The organism is Alteromonas gilva, from assembly GCF_028595265.1.
Classification (GTDB): Bacteria; Pseudomonadota; Gammaproteobacteria; order Enterobacterales; family Alteromonadaceae; genus Alteromonas; species Alteromonas gilva.
Map to the genome: position 1 here is coordinate 432,385 of NZ_JAQQXP010000001.1, position 17,275 is coordinate 449,659.

Sequence of the window (17,275 nt, forward strand, 5' to 3'; positions counted from 1 at the left end):
GTTACATTAACGGGCTGTGAATACCAGTTAACTTTTGTGGCGTTACCAGTGTGGTGAAACGGGGTTGGTATATCATGCCAGGCGTTGGAGATTAGATGCAGAAGGGCAATACTGCCGGCACGTGCTGATGGCGCACATGCCGGCAAAAAAGCGGGCTTAGTAAATAACGCCGACCGCATCCATGTTGTAGTCGGTATAAGTATTATACTCCCCTTTTAACCACAAAATCGCGTCCTGCTTATCGCTGGTGGCAAAGATAGGGCGGATATTATCGCCCGCTGAGTCGTCGCTAAGGCGTTGCCAGCTTATGGTGCTTACATTGTCTTTTAAACCGATAGACGCGTGGTAGACGTGGTAGCCGTCAGTACTGTTTTCGCCGCTTTCAGGGTTCGCGTTAGTGGCAATCACCGCGTGGCTGGGATCTTCCGGGTTCAGGCTGATAAGACCGGTATAGCTGGCTTCCCGTTCGTACAATCGGGTGCCGGCGAAAGCCACTTCACGGTCGTGCCATTGTTTACCATCCCAGGAAGCAATGCGATAACGTTGATCGTTATTGCTCAGGTACAGGGTGTAGGCAATGTGCGGGTAGCCGTTGCTGTCCAATACGATATCGCTGGTCCAGGCGCTGTTTTCGGCGCTCAGTTCATGACCTCTGAAGTTGCCACCGCCGCCCGTGAAAATCTTTTCGGCCTCTGATGGCATCAGTGCACCGTCTTTTTCGAGATTTTTAATATAGGTTCCATCGACCTTGTAAAAGTTACCATGGCGGAACTCGGCATAGTACAGGCTGTTACCAAAATCCCGCGGATGGGCATCGGTAAATGATATGGCGATGGTGTCCTGGTCATTGCTGGCATAGCGTGCATAAGGGCGCTGTGTGCCGTTTAATTCATCCTGAATAAAGTGTTTGGTGGTATTCCAGCTGCTGCCGTGATCATCAGAGGTCACATACGACGGATTCCACTGAATGCCGCGGTACAGATTGTACAATTTACCCTCGTCTGCCAGATTAAACAGGTTCATATAGGTGACCGATTCGGGTTGTTCAATAACCTGTTCATCGCCCCACTGCAGATAGTTTTTGTCATCAGAGATACGGTAATAGTGCACATTCTCGGTACTGTGGCGGGCATAAACAGTGAGCACACTGCCATCAGGGCGGGCATAAAAGACCGGCGAATTATGATCGTCATGGTCAAAGTCTTCGTGTAACACAACCCGACCGGCAACCTGTTGGCTGTTTAAATCATAGATTCCGGCGACGGCATTACCGCCACCGTTACCTTCTACACCACCGATAAACAGGGTGTCGTTGTGGATCATCGCTCGTGGATCCTGAAACCAGCACCAACCGCTGTTTTCCATCAAGGTCAATACGTCGGCTGCGGCGATTTGAGCATTGCGTTCGTTTTCCAGCAGCTTATACAGTTCGGTTCCGGCTGCCAGCAGGGCGCCCACGCCATACACTTCGGTGTAGTCGGGGAAAGAATCACCGGGAGCAGCCCCAACCGGTTGCACATTGCCGAGCATGCCATGGTGGTTTACCGCTAACTGCAGGGCGCGCCAGGCCTTCATGATCACCGGGCGGTATTCGTCGCTGTCGAGCAGGCCGTAATTAATGCCCCACGCCAAACCAAAGGTAAAAAACGCCGTACCGCTGGTTTCTACTTCCGGGTAGCCTTCTACGCCACCCAGTAAGCCCATCGACCAGGTGCCATCGTCGCGCTGAATGTCTTTGATACGACTGGCCATGGTGGTAAATAAATCCACATAGAATTGACGACCTTGCCAGTCCTGGGGTAAATCAGGGATCATCAGCGCCAGGCCACCAAATACCCAGCCATTGCCGCGCGCCCAAAAAATGTCCTCGCCGTTTTGTTCACGCTGATCAAAGTAACTGGAGTCGCGCCAGAAGAGCTTATCCTGGTCACTCCAGAGCAAATCAAAGGTGGCGCGATATTCCTGATCCATAAACTCAAGATACTTATCTTCGCCGGTAATTTGCGCCAGACGTGCCCACACGGGCGGTGCCATAAACAGGGCATCACACCAGCCCCAGCGATCGTGAGCATGGGTATCTTCGGCCAGCCACTCAAGGGTACCTGTTTTAGGGTTGTCTAAAATCCAGTCAAAGCGCTCCTTGGTGGGGCTCATCATGGCCGGTTCTTCAAACTCCTTGTAAAAGTTTAAGTAAAACTGACCGACGGTGTGATCATCCGCGTGATAGGGGCGCTGATGCAGGCGCCACTTATTGCGCTCACCAATCTTGCGCAGCCACTCGGTGTACCTGGCGTCACCGGCAATAGTGCGCCATCTGTCCATGCCTGCATACAGAGCACCGTGGTGCCATTCCAAATCATGATAGCGCTCGCGGTTGGCCCAATCCGGTGGGTTACGTGGAATCGCCCGGTACTCGCCCTGCTGCTCATGATGTTCAATTTGCCAGTCGGCGACTTGCTGAGTGAAGCGTTTCACCGACTGCATGGTCATTGGTGCATCCTGGCCGGGTAAGTAGTTGTGCAGGTATTGCTTCCAGTTAAAGTAAGTGGTGATGTCGCCGGCTTTTTGCCAGGCAAAGCCGGCGTAGTAGGTGAGTTTCCCGGCGTTGTCGGTTGACGTTACTAACACCGCATTGGAGCGGTCTTTGGTGGGCGACACCTGCTCATAAAATGTTGCGTCTGAGTTGGGCGGTAGCACCACCCCTGTGCCGACGTGGCTGTCGTCGATTTGTTCCCAGGTGCTCACGATAGTTCGGCGCTCGTTAACATCGGCCAATGCCTTGCCATCGTGAGTGGTAACGCCAACGGCAATATCTAACTGAACCGGCTGGCCGGCCTGGGTAAACTGACTTTCTGCTTTGTATAACTGACTACCCCGGGTCAGGGTAACCCGTTTGGTTTCACGAATATCCTGCTCTGGCCAATAGTACTGAAGCTCAAACACCACCTGCTGCGGGGTTTTCTCGAGCACCGTAAAATCCTGATAGACATTGGCCTGAAGCAGTTTATCGTCACTCCCGGGTTGCCACAGGGCAAGGCCGCCGCAGCCAAGAGACGATCCTACGTGGTAAGGGTCGTAGCCTTCGCCATGGTCAACGTGATATGACTTTCCTGCCTCGTGTTCGGCATACCATTTGTTAACTACGGGGGTGGCAACGCGTTTTAGCCAGCAATCGGTGCCGTTAGATTCGGCAGAATCGGCCAGGGCAGGCCCATACATGCGAAAAGCAACCTTGTCGTTTTCAAAGGCAAAGTCATCCTTGCGTTCAGGTACCTGACGCGCTTCATAGCGCATATCCTCGTCGCTCTGTTGCACAGAACATCCCTGCAAAACTAACATACCGAGCAACGTAATAAGGTGAGTAGGTTTAAACATCGAAACTCCATTAGCGACCACAACCACTCTGGTCGGGTAAGTCAACCAGGACAGGACATACACAATATCGATTGTGTTGCGCATTTGTTTTAATAATGTAACCGTCTAAAGTAGTAATATAATACTTAGGTGTAAAGCCCATATATGAAATGTTGAGCCGAAAACCGGGCGTAAATCACGCTTAACGCATTGAAAATAGTTTACTTTGCAGGTTGGCGTAAGGGCAGAGCATGCAGCGAAGGCCAAATAATAGTGGGGCAATATAAGTGAGGCTGCCGGTTGGCAGCCTCGTTATTTTTACGGTTAAATCGTTATACGCTAAAAGTGCGCGGCGTGAAAACGCAGGTGGTCGTCGATAAACGAAGCAATAAAATAGTAACTGTGATCGTAACCGTCGTGCTGACGCAGGGTCAGTGGATAATCTTTTTGCGTGGCGGCCTGCAGCAGTGCCTCGGGTTTAAGCTGCTCCGCCAGAAAGTTATCGTCGAGGCCCTGATCAACCATCATAGGCACGTTGGTGGTACTTTCTGTTAGCAAACACACAGTGTCGTATTGTTGCCAGGCTGTTTTATCGTCGCCCAAATAGGCGGTAAAGGCTTTTTCGCCCCAGGGGCAGTTCACCGGATTGGTAATGGGGCTAAACGCGCTCGCCGAGGTAAACATCGCCGGGTTTTTCAGGGCAATGCTCAGGGCGCCGTGTCCGCCCATTGAGTGGCCGCTGATGGCCCGTTGCGTAGACACCGGAAAGTGTTCCTCAATGATGGCGGGTAACTCTTTTACCACGTAGTCGTACATTTGGTAATGGGTTGCCCACGGGGCTTGAGTGGCGTTTACATAAAACCCAGCGCCTTTGCCTAAGTCGTAGTTATCGTCATCGGCCACGTCATCACCGCGTGGAGAGGTGTCGGGTGCAACAATGGCAATCCCCAGTTCGGCAGCCACGCGCAGCGCCCCGGCTTTTTGCATAAAGTTTTCGTCGGTACAGGTCAGGCCTGATAACCAGTAAACCACCGGTACCTTACTACCGTTGCTGCATTGCGGCGGTAAGTAAATAGCAAACCGCATTGTGCAGCGGTTCACTTCTGAGCGGTGGGTATACTGCTTGTGCCAGCCACCGAAGCTTTTATTACAACTGATATTTTCTATCGTCATGGTCACTCCTTAAAAAAGTGAGCCGCCAGCATTATCGGCAGGATAAGTCTGGCGGTTAGAGAGATTAAAGGTTGTAATGAATAACGCTACGGATGCTCTTACCCTCGTGCATTAAATCAAACGCCTCGTTAATATCGCCGAGGCCCATGGTGTGGGTAATAAAATCGTTGAGCGCAAACTTACCGGCCAGATAGTCTTCAACAATACCGGGTAATTCAGAACGACCTTTTACACCGCCAAAAGCGGTACCGCGCCATACCCGACCAGTGACTAACTGGAAAGGACGGGTGGAAATTTCCTGACCGGCACCGGCAACCCCGATAATCACAGATTCGCCCCAGCCTTTGTGACAGCATTCTAATGCCGAGCGCATTACATTGACGTTACCGATACATTCAAATGAGTAATCCACACCACCGTCGGTGAGTTCTACAATGACTTCCTGAATCGGCTTGTCGTAATCGTTAGGGTTAATGCAGTCGGTGGCACCGAGTTTTTTAGCCAGTTCAAATTTAGACTCGTTAAGATCGATACCGATAATACGTCCGGCCTTGGCCATGGTCGCGCCAATAATGGCCGACAAACCAATACCGCCCAGGCCAAATATGGCAACGGTGTCGCCTTCCTGTACTTTGGCGGTGTTCATGACCGCACCCATACCGGTGGTGACGCCACAACCCAGCAGGCACACTTCCTCTAGCGGCGCATCGGGATTAACTTTTGCCAGCGAAATTTCGGGCAATACGGTGTATTCGGAAAAGGTTGAACAGCCCATGTAATGGAAAATTTCTTTGCCGTTACAGGTAAAGCGCGTGGTGCCATCTGGCATCAGGCCCTTGCCCTGCGTTTCGCGCACAGCACTACACAGGTTGGTTTTACCGGATGTACAAAATTTACACTCACCGCACTCGGCGGTATACAGTGGGATAACATGATCGCCCACCTTAAGGGAGGTGACACCTTCGCCGACCGACTCCACGATGCCGCCGCCTTCATGACCGAGTATCGACGGGAACACCCCTTCCGGATCTTCGCCCGACAGGGTGAAGGCGTCGGTGTGGCAAACGCCTGTGGCCACAATTCTGATCCGCACTTCACCGGCTTTTGGTGGTGCAACCTGCACTTCTTCAACGCTTAAGGGTTTACCCGCTTCCCACGCAACGGCGGCTTTACAAGTGATGACGTCTGCCATGGTGTTTTTCCTCTGGTTATCTTGCTAATGACTTTTCTATTGTAGACCTGATATATTCAGTAACAATAGGCAATATATGTAAATCACTTTTACTGTAGAGTAATAATGGGGCGGTATGGCAAATTGGGAAGGCATTAATGAGTTTGTTGCGGTAGCCGAAACACAAAGCTTTACTCAGGCCGCTAAACGCCTGGCGTTATCTACCGCTCAGGTTTCGCGGCAAATCGCCAGATTGGAAAACCGCTTAAGTACCAAACTGCTCAACCGCACTACCCGGGTGGTGGCACTCACCGACAGCGGCGACACCTTTTATCGCCACTGTAAGCCTATTCTCGAAGAGCTAAGCGCTGCCGAAAAAGTGGTGACAGATCTGCAGGCCAAGCCCACCGGCAAGCTCAAAATGACCGCGCCGGTGACCTATGGCGAACGTATTATCGCGCCAATCATTAACGATATTTCGGCGGCATACCCTGAACTGCAAATTCAGCTGCACCTGACCAATCAGGTGGTGGATCTTATTCACGATGGCTACGATTTAGCGATTCGCTTAGGCGAGCTGGAGGATTCGTCGTACATTGCCCGGCGCTTGTCGAGCCGCGCCTGGCATCTGGCGGCTTCGCCGACCTATCTGGACAAACACGGCACACCCCATTCGCTGTCTGAGTTACCGCAGCACCAATGCATACTGGGAACATCCGATAACTGGAAGTTTCGCCGCCATGGCAAAAGTGAAATTGTTAAGGTGCGGGCCCGACTGCGTTGCAACAGTGGCGTGGCACTGATTGATGCCGCGCTCAAGCACCTGGGGATTGTTCAGTTGCCAGATTATTACATTGCGCCATACCTGGCATCCGGCGAGTTAATCGAGTTGCTGCCGCAGCAGCAAATTGCTGATGAAGGGATTTGGGCGTTGTACCCGCCGACCCGGCATTTGTCGCCCAAAGTGCGCATGGTGATTGACAGGTTAGTCAGCGCCATGTAAATGATAACAATTACTATTTGCATTTGTGGTGTTTATGGCGTACCTTAACAGCGTACGTAGTTTTTAATAGTGTCTCTTAACTCTATTAGAAAACCCCTTTAAGCAGGCCCTCATCCACTGGCCTGCTTTTTTTTGCCTGTTGGTTAAGGCGGCTGCCTCGCCTCGCTAAAGGCGTGCCGCTGGCGGTTTCTTAAAAATCGCCCTGCCTCAGGGATAGGTTGGCCACGCAGTGGCAGCGAATTAAAACTGCCAGTAGCCCAGGCGTTTGCGCATTTTTAACTGGCGAATAAAATTTTTGGGTTTGGCGCGTAAATCGCTGTGGGGCAGATGGGCAATTTCGGTTTTAACAGCATCGAGAATGCGCTTAGCCGATTGACCGTCCCGGTAGGGGTGCATTTGCTGGCCATACTCCTCAATGCTATCAAGCAATTCACCGTCAACCGACAACGCCCTGGTGATTGCATCACCGAGTTGGTCTGGCGCAGTGATATCAAGCAACGGCGGCTCGGGCTGCGAATTGCGGAAAGTGATAACAGGTTTGTTGAGCAGCAGGAATTCGGTAATGACTGACGAGGTGTCTGACACCATAACGTCGGCCTGTTGCAGCAAAGGAATGATACTTTGTTCGTCGGTCACAATGAGCTTAGTGTGCTGGCGATCGTAATAGCGAGCCTGGATGGCCAGATCCATTTTGGGGTGGAATTTTACTATCCACTGCCAATCATGCTGCTGACTAAGCGCTAAAATCGTATCGGCTAAGGCCTCTGCACTACTGAAACTGGGCGAGAACGTGGGCGCATATAAAATGGTTGAGCAGGACTGGCTGTTTTCCGCGGTGGTTGAAAATAATCGATCCAGCTTGGGCCAACCCGTCTCCCGCACGTGAAAATGCCGGTGCTGTTGCTGCAACTCATTAAACTTGTTAGTGAAAAACGGGCCCTGGGTACAATACAGATCAAAGCAGTCGCGAATTCGAAAGTGGCCCTTTTTCTTCCATTCAAAGCCATGAAACACTTGTACCTTGAGGCCCGGCACAAAGCTGGGGACGATGTTGCCAGGCACAAACACCGCATCGGGCTTATATTGTACAACATCAGAGATAGTTGGCAGGCAGCGCTCATCGGCGTTAAACAGCGCAGTATTAACCCCTTTACCTTCTACAAACCAGGCGCATTCGTCGCCACGTTGCCAGGCTTCCTGTTGTATCGGGCGAAGGATCTCAAAGGAATAATTTTGTGAAATATAAAATAAATAGCGCACGTAGGGAGTCTTCGGTTAAAGGGTTAGCTGTTGGCAATAATATATTTGCATATTCTGTCGCCACATTTGCCGTCAGTGGCACCCACCATGTCCTGGGTGATTTGTAACCGCTGTTGTTCTAATTTGGACGGATCTTTTAATACTGAACGAATCGCGGCCGGCACTTCTTTAGGAGATTTGGCGCGCAAACACAACTGATGAAACAGCTCAATATCGGGATCGAGACGGTTTTTTAATCTGAATTTTAGCAGCCCCCGGTAACTCCAGCGCGTTTGATAAAAGTCGCACCAGACGACTGGTTTATTGAGCGCGGCATATTCAAAAATCGCTGACGAGGCATCAGACAGCATCACATCAGACAATTGCATGTAGGGCAACAGATTATAATCTTCTACATCGGTAACATGAACATGATCAGATTTATTCCACTGTTCGAACAATGCTCTCTGCGCTGCATATTTGTCTTTAACAAAACTAAAGTAATGTGGTTTTACAATAATGTTGTAGCCGCGCAGCTGGTTGGGTAGCTGGGCGTTAAAATGCTCAATACTCGACGGGTAAAACGTCGGCGCATAAAGTATGGTTGGCTTGTTTTCATCCAGACCGAGATCGCTCAGGGTCATTGGTGCGGGCGAGTTGTCAAACAAGGGGTCAAGCTTGGCATAGCCGGTATCCACAAAGGTGGCATCGGAAAAACGCGATTGTAAGCGTTGCAATCGCTGTTGGCCTTCGACAAACCTGACATCAAAGGGAAACTCAGACACATCGTAGTAACATGATTTTGGCCCAATGCCGTGTTGTACCAAGGCCAGTTTTGCTTTAATGCGCGATTTTTCGAGGTGGTCGAACTGAGGCCTGTTACCAAAAATAACCCAGTCAGACTGATTCTGCTGATAAAAGAGATGGGCATTTTTGGGCGAGTCGATGTAATTAAACGGAATATTAGCGTTTTCTAACTCGCGCTTTTTTAACCTATCAAACCCACATTCCGGATATAAATTAAAAATGCAGTTTACGCCCGCTTTAATCAGTTTTTTGGCGACGGGTAAATATTGGGGAAGGTAGTATAAATGTTGTGTGTCGAAATAAACGCGAACCAACGAAACCTCACTCAATTATAGGCAAAACCAACCATCACAATGTGTGTTGAACACCACTATAAATTCGACGAAAGTATGTACATATACGTTAAATATCACCGAAATGTAATCATATAGACAAAAATAGGCGATTTCTAGGCCTGTTTATTTTTGCCGCCAGCTGGCACCACCCTAATAATACACTGCGTTAGCAAACTCCGCGCTGTGATGATGATGGTGAGAATAAACCTGGGTTGACGATATGAACGGGTGTTTCAGGGACGGTGAAAACGCGCTGCCAAAGGCTTTAAACGACCTTGGCAGCGCGCTGATTGCAGTCTTAACGAAGGCCAGCCGCTACTCGCTGGCGGCTTTTATGCCATAACATTGGTATTTCATTTCGAGATATTCCTCAATGCCAATGTGAGCGCCTTCACGGCCGATACCGCTTGCCTTAACACCACCAAAGGGGGCATTGGCGGCGGATATTGCGCCTGTGTTAATACCCACCATGCCCGACTCGATAGCGTCGACCACGCGTTGAGCCCGGTGCAGATTGTCGCTAAAGAAGTATGCAGCAAGGCCAAAAGGCGTATCGTTAGCATACTCAATAACCTGCTCTTCAGTGTCGAATGGAATGAGCGGCACCACCGGACCAAAGGTCTCTTCGCTGGTGCACTTTGCGTCGGCCGGAACCCGGGTGAGTACTGTTGGCGCATACCAGTTGTCACCCTGCTCAAGCCGCTTGCCACCGGTGAGTAATAACGCGCCGTGGCTCAGGGCATCCTCAACGTGCTCGGCGACCTTGTCGGCACCGGCCTTGTCGATCAGAGGGCCAATGTTGACGCCATCGTGCAGGCCATTACCCACTTTAAGCGCCGCCACTTTGTCGGCCAGTTTGGTCTGGAATTCCTCCAGCACACTGCTTTGTACATACACCCGGTTAGGTGAAATGCAGGTTTGCCCGGCGTTACGAAATTTACCTGCCATGAGGCCTTCAACGGCCAAATCGACATCCGCGTCATCAAACACAATAAAAGGCGCATTACCGCCAAGCTCCAGCGAGAGTTTTTTAACATCGGGTGCACATTTAGCCATTAACTGCGAGCCAATTTCGGTGGAGCCGGTAAAGGTTAGTTTGCGCACCTTTGCGTTCTCGCATAAAGCATCGCCGATATCGCTGGCTTTACCGGTCACAATTTGCAGTACGCCCTTGGGTATTCCGGCCTGTATGGCCAGTTCGCCCAGTGCCAGGGCGGTTAGCGGCGTTTGACTGGCAGGTTTTACAATCATGCTACAGCCGGCGGCCAGGGCTGGGGCTGCTTTTCGGGCGATCATCGCTGCCGGAAAATTCCACGGCGTAATGGCCGCGCACACGCCAATGGGATCGCGCGACACGCGAATATGAGTGTTTTCTGTACCGGCCGGTAAAATTTCACCATTAATGCGCATCGCCTCTTCGGCAAACCACTTTATGTAACTGGCTGCGTAGGCGATTTCACCTTTTGCTTCTGCCAGGGGTTTACCTTGCTCAGTGGTCATGATGGTGGCGAGTTCATCGGTATGTTCAATAATGAGGTCATACCATTTTCTGACAATGTCGCCGCGCTTCGACGGCGTTACTTTTCGCCAGCTTTTAAAGGCTTCTTCTGCGTAGTCTATGGCCTGGTGTACGGCTTTGGCGTCGAGTTTTGGTACCGAGGCGATAACATCGCCGGTGGCGGGGTTAGTAACATCGAGGCGGTCAGCAGTGCCTACCCACTCTCCGTTAATCAGGCAATCTTGCTTAAAAATATCGTAGTGTTGTAGTGTCATGATTACTGTCCTTACTCATTTGAGACGGTCCAAACGTCATGCTTTATAACTTGTACTGCAAAGGGCCGGTCTTGGTTTGATCAGATTTATTGAATCGGCGGTGGATAAATAAAAAAACGGCGCCAACAGGCGCCGTAAACGAGAGTTACTCTAACAAGGAACACATCAAACAGAAGTCTATTCGTTATCGAAAAGGCGACCGCCGATTTCTATTTTACGTGGTTTCTTGGCTTCTGGGATCACTCGCTCTAAATCTACGTGCAGCAAGCCATTTTCCAAATCGGCAGCCAGCACCTTAACGTGGTCGCCTAATTGAAACTTACGTTCAAAATTGCGTTCAGATATGCCTTTATGCAGGAATTTACGTTCCTGATCGGCTTTAGTGTCGGTATTTTTTGTGCCGGTAATCGCCAGGGTGTTATCTTCGACCACAATGTTGATGTCGTCTTTACTGAACCCGGCAATCGCCATCGTAATTCGGTACTTGTCTTCCGCCAGTAATTCAATGTTGTACGGCGGGTAAGTGCTTTGCTTTTCAGCTCTGCTGGCTGCATCCACCAGTGACGCTAAATGGTCTGAACCAATGAATGAACGGTATAATGGAGATAAATCGATAGTACGCATAGTCATATCCTTTAATTAAGCAATATGTGTAAATTAAAGCCCCGGTATTCGGCGGCGTGATTGTTTTGTTAGCTATTTTTTTAGCTAAACGGTTAGCGTCGGCCTTGTTATCAAGCACCAACACTTCTTATATAAGCACGCGCAAATTGTTTTCAAGTCACAAATATAAAATTTTTTCGACCAATTTGCCGATAGTTACGAGTAAGGGGGTCACAGGCCGGTTTGAAACACTGGTAGAATGGTGCCAATTAAACCTTTATTCGAAGTGAGAAGTTTTATGTTACGACAGCGTTTATATAGCGCCCGGTTACTGGTATTGAGCCTGGTGGTAATTATTATGACGGGCTGCCAGAGCACGCCCGTTAAGCCTGATACTGAATACGGGCCGGTTTTTGGCCAGCATGACGAAGGCTTTACTGCTGTTGTAGTGGCATATGCACCCGAAATGGAAGGGATTTTGGGACGTATTGAGGCTGATCCCAATGCCAGCATCACCGAAACGTTAACCTATAAAGGCATAAAATACCGCATTGGTGAATATCACGATAAGCCCATTTTAGTGTTTGCCACAGGCATGAGTATTGCGAATGCGGCCATGAGTATGCAAATGGCGCTGGATTATTTCCCGGTTAAGCAAGTAGTGTTTATGGGCATAGCGGGTGCGGTAAATCCGGCCTGGCAACCCGGTGATGTGATTATTCCTGAGCGTTGGTACTACCATGATGAAAGTGTTTACGCTAACCCTGATCCTAACAATCCGGGCGAGTCGATATTGCCTGAATACTATGCCCGCTTTATGGCTGAACAACCAGCGCGCAAAGCGGCCGATCCGCATTATCCAAACTATAAACCGTTTCATTTTATTCAGCCCGATGAAGTACTGATCATTAAAGACGGTATGGATAAACCTCAGGATACGGCTTACTTTACGGCCAGTGACCGATTGCTGCGTGCCGCTGAGCGAGCAATGCAAAATATGCCGGCCCAGATGATCCTTAACGAGCGCGAAGCCAAGCTCACTGTGGGTGGCAATGGCGTGACCGGTTCGGTGTTTTTAGACAACCGGGCATACCGTAAATGGACCCGCGATGTGTTTAACGCTGAGGTCACCGAAATGGAATCGGCGGCCATTGGCCAGGTATGTACCATTAATGATGTGGATTGGGTGATTATTCGGGCTATCAGTGATTTAGCCGGTGGCCAGGAAGGCGTAAACGTGGAGCATATTTACGACAAAGAAGTCTCTCGCGTAGGTGCTAATGTGCTGTTTGCGGTAATGGACGAACTGGCCGCCGGACAATAATGGTTAAACTGCTGCGGGGAATAGTGTGTTGCCTTTGTATGAGTAGCGCACTGGTAACACAAGCTGTGATTGCACAGCAGGATAACACCCCGCCAGCAAGCACTGAACAACGCGACGTTGCCCGGCAATATGCGCAATTGGTGGGGCGATTGGCGCTCACCGACAAGTTGTTTGCCGCAATGTCGGCGCGATGTGATGCCCAACTGATAATGCCCAGTGAGGCATTGTCGGCCATTGACTATGCACTGCGTCAGCAAACCGGCTACTCATTTGCGGCGTGGCAGCAGTCATTCAGCGATGCAAAGCACGAATCCCGCATGGTTAACAAGCTAATTGATAGCACGTTAACCGATATCGGAGGCTGCGATACTGACGCGGTAGAGGCTTGGTATAACGGAATGCGGCAAAACTTGCTGCAGCCGGGAATCCAAAAATTAGCCTCGTTACCACGGTTGTGGGGATTGCCGCCCGAAGCACCCAGTAAACCGCAGTTAAGTGTTATCTTTAGACAAAAGCTGCAGCACTATAAAAGCCTGTCAATTGCCGAAGTACGCGGGCTGGCGCGAGCCCTCAGCAGCGGCATTTACACTTACAGCATTGTAGCTTTTGCTCATCCTGTCAGCCAGGATCCAAAGCAAGCCGTAGCGTTAAGGGAGTTTGTGTACGACCGGGCGCCAACCGCAGAACATTTATACGAACTGGCCAACAGCGTTCAGGCTATCGACAAACCCCGTGCCTTAGCACTGTTTAAACAGGCCGCCGAGCAAGGTGACTTTTTTGCACAGCGCTGGTGGGGCAATTATCAGGGCTGTACAGGCCACACCGATAAGGCGCTGCACTGGTTAACTCTGGCCAAACGCACCAGGCCCGACGAAGCCAGCTTTATTGACGATATCATTGCCGAAATTAACCTGTTAGGCGAACCCACCAACTGTATTGATGGTTGGGTGCACTAGCGTATTCGTCACAGCATCATCAGGAGATATGCATATGTCTGACAACTTTTATTCTTATAATGTAAACGACGGGCACGGTTTACCCCATGATCCTTTTAAAGCCATTATCGCGCCCCGGCCGATAGGTTGGATAGCCTCTCAAAGCGCCGATGGCAGGGCAAATCTTGCCCCTTACAGTTTTTTTAATGCATTCAACGCAGCGCCACCCATTATCGGTTTTGCCAGTGTGGGGTATAAAGACAGTGTCAGCAATATTGAGCAAAGAGGCGAGTTTTGCTGGAGCCTGGCCACACGCAACCTGGCCGGGCCCATGAATCAGTCGAGTGCTGGCGTGCCTGCTGAAGTGGATGAATTTGAGCTGGCGGGCCTTGTTAAGCGGCCTTCACGCTGTGTGGCGGTGCCACACGTGGCGGCGAGTCCGGCGTCGATGGAGTGTAAACTAACTCAGCTTATTCAGCTTAAGGATGTCGCGGGAACACCTTGTGACTCGTGGCTGGTGTTAGGGCAGGTAGTGGCAGTGCACATTCAGCAGGACTACCTTGATGACGGTACGTTTAATACCGCCAAAGCCGGCTCTATTATGCGCGCCGGCGGACCGGGTGATTACTTTAGTGTGTCGGAACAAACCCACTTTTTTATGGGCAGGCCAACGTAACTGTGCCGCCGGGAAGAGCCAGGCGGTAGCCTCGTTCCCCGAGTGTTTCAATAATAATTGTGTCGGCAGTGCAGTTTTTTGCGCAGCCGATTAATGTACACGTCGACCACGTTGGTGAGCGGACAGTTCTGGCTGCGCCATACGCGCCGGCGCAGTTCATCCAGGGTGATGGGGCTCGCTGCAAACCACATTCTCGCTGATTAACGGATACCTACCTTATAGTGCGGGTGACCCTGATTGTTGCCGTGGCCAGTTTTACCTCAGCCAAAAACATCAGGAGTGCTGAAATTAACAGGAGCATCGCCAGAATAAACAGCGTGACGACTAACAGATTTAATTTAACCTGCCATAACTCACCGGCAAATAAACTCACAACCACGCCACACACCATAACCGCTGACGCGGTACAAAAGCCGATTGACCAGTTAATGAGTTTTACCCGTCGCCATAATAAGATAATTTCACGGTGCAGGCGGACATTTTGGGTGATATCGGTAAGTTGATTTAGCGCCGCTTCGGCAGAACGAACCCGATCGGTAATGCGGCCCAAACGCCCCGACATTACATTTAAAAAACCAGCGATACCGGCCAGTAAAAATACCGGGGCAACGGCAATCTCAATGAGCGTTGAGAGCGACGGAATAAGTGCTTCCATTAAATATCCACATCATAAACTGAATAACACCGCAGCATAGGTTATCTGCGGGCGAGTGGCTAATTTAATTTTGAATAACTGAGGCCGTAAACAGTTATGGGTAAGTCACACCAACGATAGTAGATTGCCAGAGTCTGCCGACATAAAATTGTAAACTATATAAGCCTACAATACTGGCGTAAAAGAAGCGGCGCTTATGCAGCGTTTTTTCTGCTCAAAAATTGTGCAGGGCCACAAAATAGTGCACAATAGAAAGGCATAACGCTGTGCAGTAGCTGGGTTATTTACTGTCAGGTATTTTTACAGGTGCTCGACTTTTCCGCAAGCTCGATGATTTACGAGATAGGTAACGTAAATTTTTGTAGTGGATGAAAATACATTTTTATAAAATTAGACGAAAGTTCAATGCGCCTCAGGCTGGACGTTTTTTGAGTTAAAGCGCTAAAAAGTGACTTAGTTTTCTTTTGTTTAGGTAGAACCATTGCGGAACTATACCGAAAAAGCAATACTAGCCAGCTTGTTCAGGCGAGTGGTAAAATGCCCGGAATACGTGTTGTTGGTATACGCTACTACAACAGGTGGCGCATATTTTGCAGCGAGCAATAGCTATAAAGTATGTAGCGTTTTGCAGGTGTATATGACGGAGTATACATCTGATTAGAATTACGAAATGGAATTCAGGTCGGATTGCACTGTTATTAAAAAAATGGATCGGCTTGAAGTGCAGGGTTGGAACAGGGATTGGACGTTAGAATTCGGTATCACTGTTTCTTTGTAAGCGTTATTTTCACTTCATTCACAAGGAAATAGACATGGGCAAAAAAGGTTTTGTTCGCAATAATGTTAATCAGTTTGCAGTGCTTTACAGGTTTTTCGACCTGCTCATCATTCAGCTCTGCCTGTTGCTAGCCGCAAAAATTTACGGCATTTCGTTAAATCAACAATATTATCTTATAAGCCTGGTGGCCAGCTTAGCCTTTCTGTTTAGCGCAGAAATGCTGTGGCTTTACCGTTCCTGGCGTGCGGGCTCAATTAAAGAGATTTTATTTGTTGCCTCGATAAGTCATTTCCTGATGATTGGGATAGTGATTGGCTGGATGTTTATTTCGAAATCCTCCGAAGATTACTCGCGCGCCGTCATTGCACTATGGTTTACGTTTAGTTGGTTAAGTTCAGGATTGTGGCGCATAGGCTTTCGTTATGTTCTTTACGTGCTGCGCCGAAATGGGCGAAACACGCGGGCTGTAGGGATTATCGGCGCAAACAGCACGGGCGTTGAATTGGTTAACCAAATCAACGGTACGCCCGAAACGGGCTATGTTGTGGTTGGCGCTTATGATGACAGGGACCAGGAGCGAATTGTAAAGTCTGAGCTTTTAGAGTTTAAAGGCAACGTTGAACAGGCCTATGCGGATATCGAAGCCGGCAAAATAGAAACCGTGTTCATTACACTACCTATGACGGCTAACCGCCGGATTGAAGAGATTTTGCGGGTTTTAGGCGATACTAAAGCGCAGGTACATCTGGTGCCCAACTTTTTTGTATACAACCTTTTGCATTCGAGAATATGTAACGTAGGTGAAATGCAAACAGTAAGTGTGTTCGACTCGCCGATGAAAGGCGCTATGAACTTTCTTAAGCGTGTAGAAGATATATTATTGGCATCGGTTATTTTAACCATGATCTCGATACCGATGATTGTAATTGCGTTAGCGGTAAAGTTCACATCCCGCGGGCCAGTTATCTTCAAACAAAGCCGTTACGGTATGGACGGTAAAAAAATCAAAGTGTGGAAGTTTAGAAGCATGACCGTTACCGAAGACGGTGACAAGGTTACGCAGGCTACAAAAAACGACAGCAGACTTACTCCTATTGGCGGTTTTTTACGCCGCACATCACTGGACGAATTGCCGCAGTTTATTAACGTATTGCAAGGCACCATGTCAGTAGTGGGCCCGCGCCCCCATGCGGTTGCACACAACGAAATGTACCGGAAGAAAGTGCAGTACTACATGTTACGTCACCGCATAAAGCCAGGCATTACCGGTTGGGCACAAATTAACGGCTGGCGCGGCGAAACGGATACGGTAGAAAAAATGCAAAAACGCATTGAATACGACCTGGAATACATCAAAAACTGGTCGTTATGGTTAGACTTTAAAATAGTGTTGTTTACCCTTTTTAAAGGTTTTATTGATAAAAATGCGTATTAATATTTGCGATTAGT

Annotated in this window: 14 protein-coding genes; 5 read left to right on the top strand and 9 right to left on the bottom strand. The window is 49.5% G+C overall.

The window, feature by feature from the left end; genetic code table 11:
* Positions 1-156: 156 nt before the first annotated feature.
* The 3 genes from OIK42_RS02035 to OIK42_RS02045 form a co-directional block, all read right to left on the bottom strand.
* On the bottom strand, positions 157-3,375 hold the full coding sequence (locus OIK42_RS02035) for a glycoside hydrolase family 88 protein (RefSeq protein WP_273637945.1): 3,219 nt from the start codon (positions 3,373-3,375) through the stop codon (positions 157-159).
* A 318-nt stretch (positions 3,376-3,693) separates the two neighbouring features.
* The gene (gene fghA / locus OIK42_RS02040) at positions 3,694-4,527 is read right to left on the bottom strand and encodes an S-formylglutathione hydrolase (protein WP_273637947.1); all 834 of its coding nucleotides are present in this window, start codon (positions 4,525-4,527) and stop codon (positions 3,694-3,696) included.
* 64 nt (positions 4,528-4,591) lie between these two features.
* On the bottom strand, positions 4,592-5,719 hold the full coding sequence (locus tag OIK42_RS02045) for an S-(hydroxymethyl)glutathione dehydrogenase/class III alcohol dehydrogenase (protein ID WP_273637949.1): 1,128 nt from the start codon (positions 5,717-5,719) through the stop codon (positions 4,592-4,594).
* Positions 5,720-5,834: 115 nt separating this feature from the next.
* Between OIK42_RS02045 and OIK42_RS02050 the strand changes: the two genes are divergently transcribed.
* A complete protein-coding gene (locus OIK42_RS02050; protein WP_273637951.1) occupies positions 5,835-6,701 on the top strand; it encodes a LysR family transcriptional regulator in 867 nt (288 codons plus the stop codon).
* Positions 6,702-6,941: 240 nt separating this feature from the next.
* On the opposite strand, the gene OIK42_RS02055 is transcribed toward OIK42_RS02050, so the two are convergent.
* The 4 genes from OIK42_RS02055 to OIK42_RS02070 form a co-directional block, all read right to left on the bottom strand.
* Positions 6,942-7,961, bottom strand: a complete 1,020-nt coding sequence (locus tag OIK42_RS02055) for a CDP-glycerol glycerophosphotransferase family protein (RefSeq protein ID WP_273637953.1) — start codon at positions 7,959-7,961, stop codon at positions 6,942-6,944.
* A gap of 23 nt (positions 7,962-7,984) precedes the next feature.
* Positions 7,985-9,061 carry a CDP-glycerol glycerophosphotransferase family protein gene (locus OIK42_RS02060; RefSeq protein ID WP_273637955.1) on the bottom strand — a complete coding sequence of 359 codons (1,077 nt, stop codon included), beginning with the start codon at positions 9,059-9,061 and terminating at the stop codon, positions 7,985-7,987.
* 336 nt (positions 9,062-9,397) lie between these two features.
* A complete protein-coding gene (locus tag OIK42_RS02065) occupies positions 9,398-10,855 on the bottom strand; it encodes an NAD-dependent succinate-semialdehyde dehydrogenase (RefSeq protein ID WP_273637957.1) in 1,458 nt (485 codons plus the stop codon).
* 177 nt (positions 10,856-11,032) lie between these two features.
* Positions 11,033-11,479 (bottom strand): Hsp20 family protein, encoded by a 447-nt coding sequence (locus OIK42_RS02070; RefSeq protein ID WP_273637959.1) that lies wholly within the window; start codon positions 11,477-11,479, stop codon positions 11,033-11,035.
* Between the two features lie 277 nt (positions 11,480-11,756).
* On the opposite strand from OIK42_RS02070, the gene OIK42_RS02075 reads away from it, so the two are divergent.
* Genes OIK42_RS02075 through OIK42_RS02085 form a run of 3 tightly spaced genes read left to right on the top strand, consistent with a single transcriptional unit; the run spans position 11,757 to position 14,393 of the window.
* Positions 11,757-12,782, top strand: a complete 1,026-nt coding sequence (locus OIK42_RS02075) for a 5'-methylthioadenosine/S-adenosylhomocysteine nucleosidase (protein WP_273637961.1) — start codon at positions 11,757-11,759, stop codon at positions 12,780-12,782.
* Positions 12,783-12,820: 38 nt separating this feature from the next.
* Positions 12,821-13,738, top strand: coding sequence for an SEL1-like repeat protein (locus OIK42_RS02080; protein ID WP_273637963.1), 918 nt, complete (start codon positions 12,821-12,823; stop codon positions 13,736-13,738).
* A gap of 34 nt (positions 13,739-13,772) precedes the next feature.
* A complete protein-coding gene (locus OIK42_RS02085) occupies positions 13,773-14,393 on the top strand; it encodes a flavin reductase family protein (RefSeq protein WP_273637965.1) in 621 nt (206 codons plus the stop codon).
* Positions 14,394-14,440: 47 nt separating this feature from the next.
* On the opposite strand, the gene OIK42_RS02090 is transcribed toward OIK42_RS02085, so the two are convergent.
* Both OIK42_RS02090 and OIK42_RS02095 read right to left on the bottom strand, forming a co-directional pair.
* A complete protein-coding gene (locus OIK42_RS02090; protein WP_273637967.1) occupies positions 14,441-14,584 on the bottom strand; it encodes a winged helix-turn-helix domain-containing protein in 144 nt (47 codons plus the stop codon).
* A gap of 20 nt (positions 14,585-14,604) precedes the next feature.
* The gene (locus tag OIK42_RS02095; protein ID WP_273637969.1) at positions 14,605-15,048 is read right to left on the bottom strand and encodes a DUF2721 domain-containing protein; all 444 of its coding nucleotides are present in this window, start codon (positions 15,046-15,048) and stop codon (positions 14,605-14,607) included.
* A gap of 812 nt (positions 15,049-15,860) precedes the next feature.
* On the opposite strand from OIK42_RS02095, the gene OIK42_RS02100 reads away from it, so the two are divergent.
* Positions 15,861-17,261 carry an undecaprenyl-phosphate glucose phosphotransferase gene (locus OIK42_RS02100; RefSeq protein WP_273637971.1) on the top strand — a complete coding sequence of 467 codons (1,401 nt, stop codon included), beginning with the start codon at positions 15,861-15,863 and terminating at the stop codon, positions 17,259-17,261.
* Positions 17,262-17,275: the final 14 nt, after the last annotated feature.

Excerpts from the sequence above, each read along its gene's own strand:
- OIK42_RS02065 (WP_273637957.1), bottom strand. The coding sequence starts at position 10,855 with ATGACACTACAACACTACGATATTTTTAAGCAAGATTGCCTGATTAAC.
- fghA (WP_273637947.1), bottom strand. The coding sequence starts at position 4,527 with ATGACGATAGAAAATATCAGTTGTAATAAAAGCTTCGGTGGCTGGCAC.
- OIK42_RS02100 (WP_273637971.1), top strand. The coding sequence starts at position 15,861 with ATGGGCAAAAAAGGTTTTGTTCGCAATAATGTTAATCAGTTTGCAGTG.
- OIK42_RS02095 (WP_273637969.1), bottom strand. The coding sequence starts at position 15,048 with ATGGAAGCACTTATTCCGTCGCTCTCAACGCTCATTGAGATTGCCGTT.
- OIK42_RS02035 (WP_273637945.1), bottom strand. The coding sequence starts at position 3,375 with ATGTTTAAACCTACTCACCTTATTACGTTGCTCGGTATGTTAGTTTTG.
- OIK42_RS02050 (WP_273637951.1), top strand. The coding sequence starts at position 5,835 with ATGGCAAATTGGGAAGGCATTAATGAGTTTGTTGCGGTAGCCGAAACA.
- OIK42_RS02085 (WP_273637965.1), top strand. The coding sequence starts at position 13,773 with ATGTCTGACAACTTTTATTCTTATAATGTAAACGACGGGCACGGTTTA.
- OIK42_RS02075 (WP_273637961.1), top strand. The coding sequence starts at position 11,757 with ATGTTACGACAGCGTTTATATAGCGCCCGGTTACTGGTATTGAGCCTG.
- OIK42_RS02045 (WP_273637949.1), bottom strand. The coding sequence starts at position 5,719 with ATGGCAGACGTCATCACTTGTAAAGCCGCCGTTGCGTGGGAAGCGGGT.
- OIK42_RS02080 (WP_273637963.1), top strand. The coding sequence starts at position 12,821 with ATGAGTAGCGCACTGGTAACACAAGCTGTGATTGCACAGCAGGATAAC.
- OIK42_RS02090 (WP_273637967.1), bottom strand. The coding sequence starts at position 14,584 with ATGTGGTTTGCAGCGAGCCCCATCACCCTGGATGAACTGCGCCGGCGC.
- OIK42_RS02070 (WP_273637959.1), bottom strand. The coding sequence starts at position 11,479 with ATGCGTACTATCGATTTATCTCCATTATACCGTTCATTCATTGGTTCA.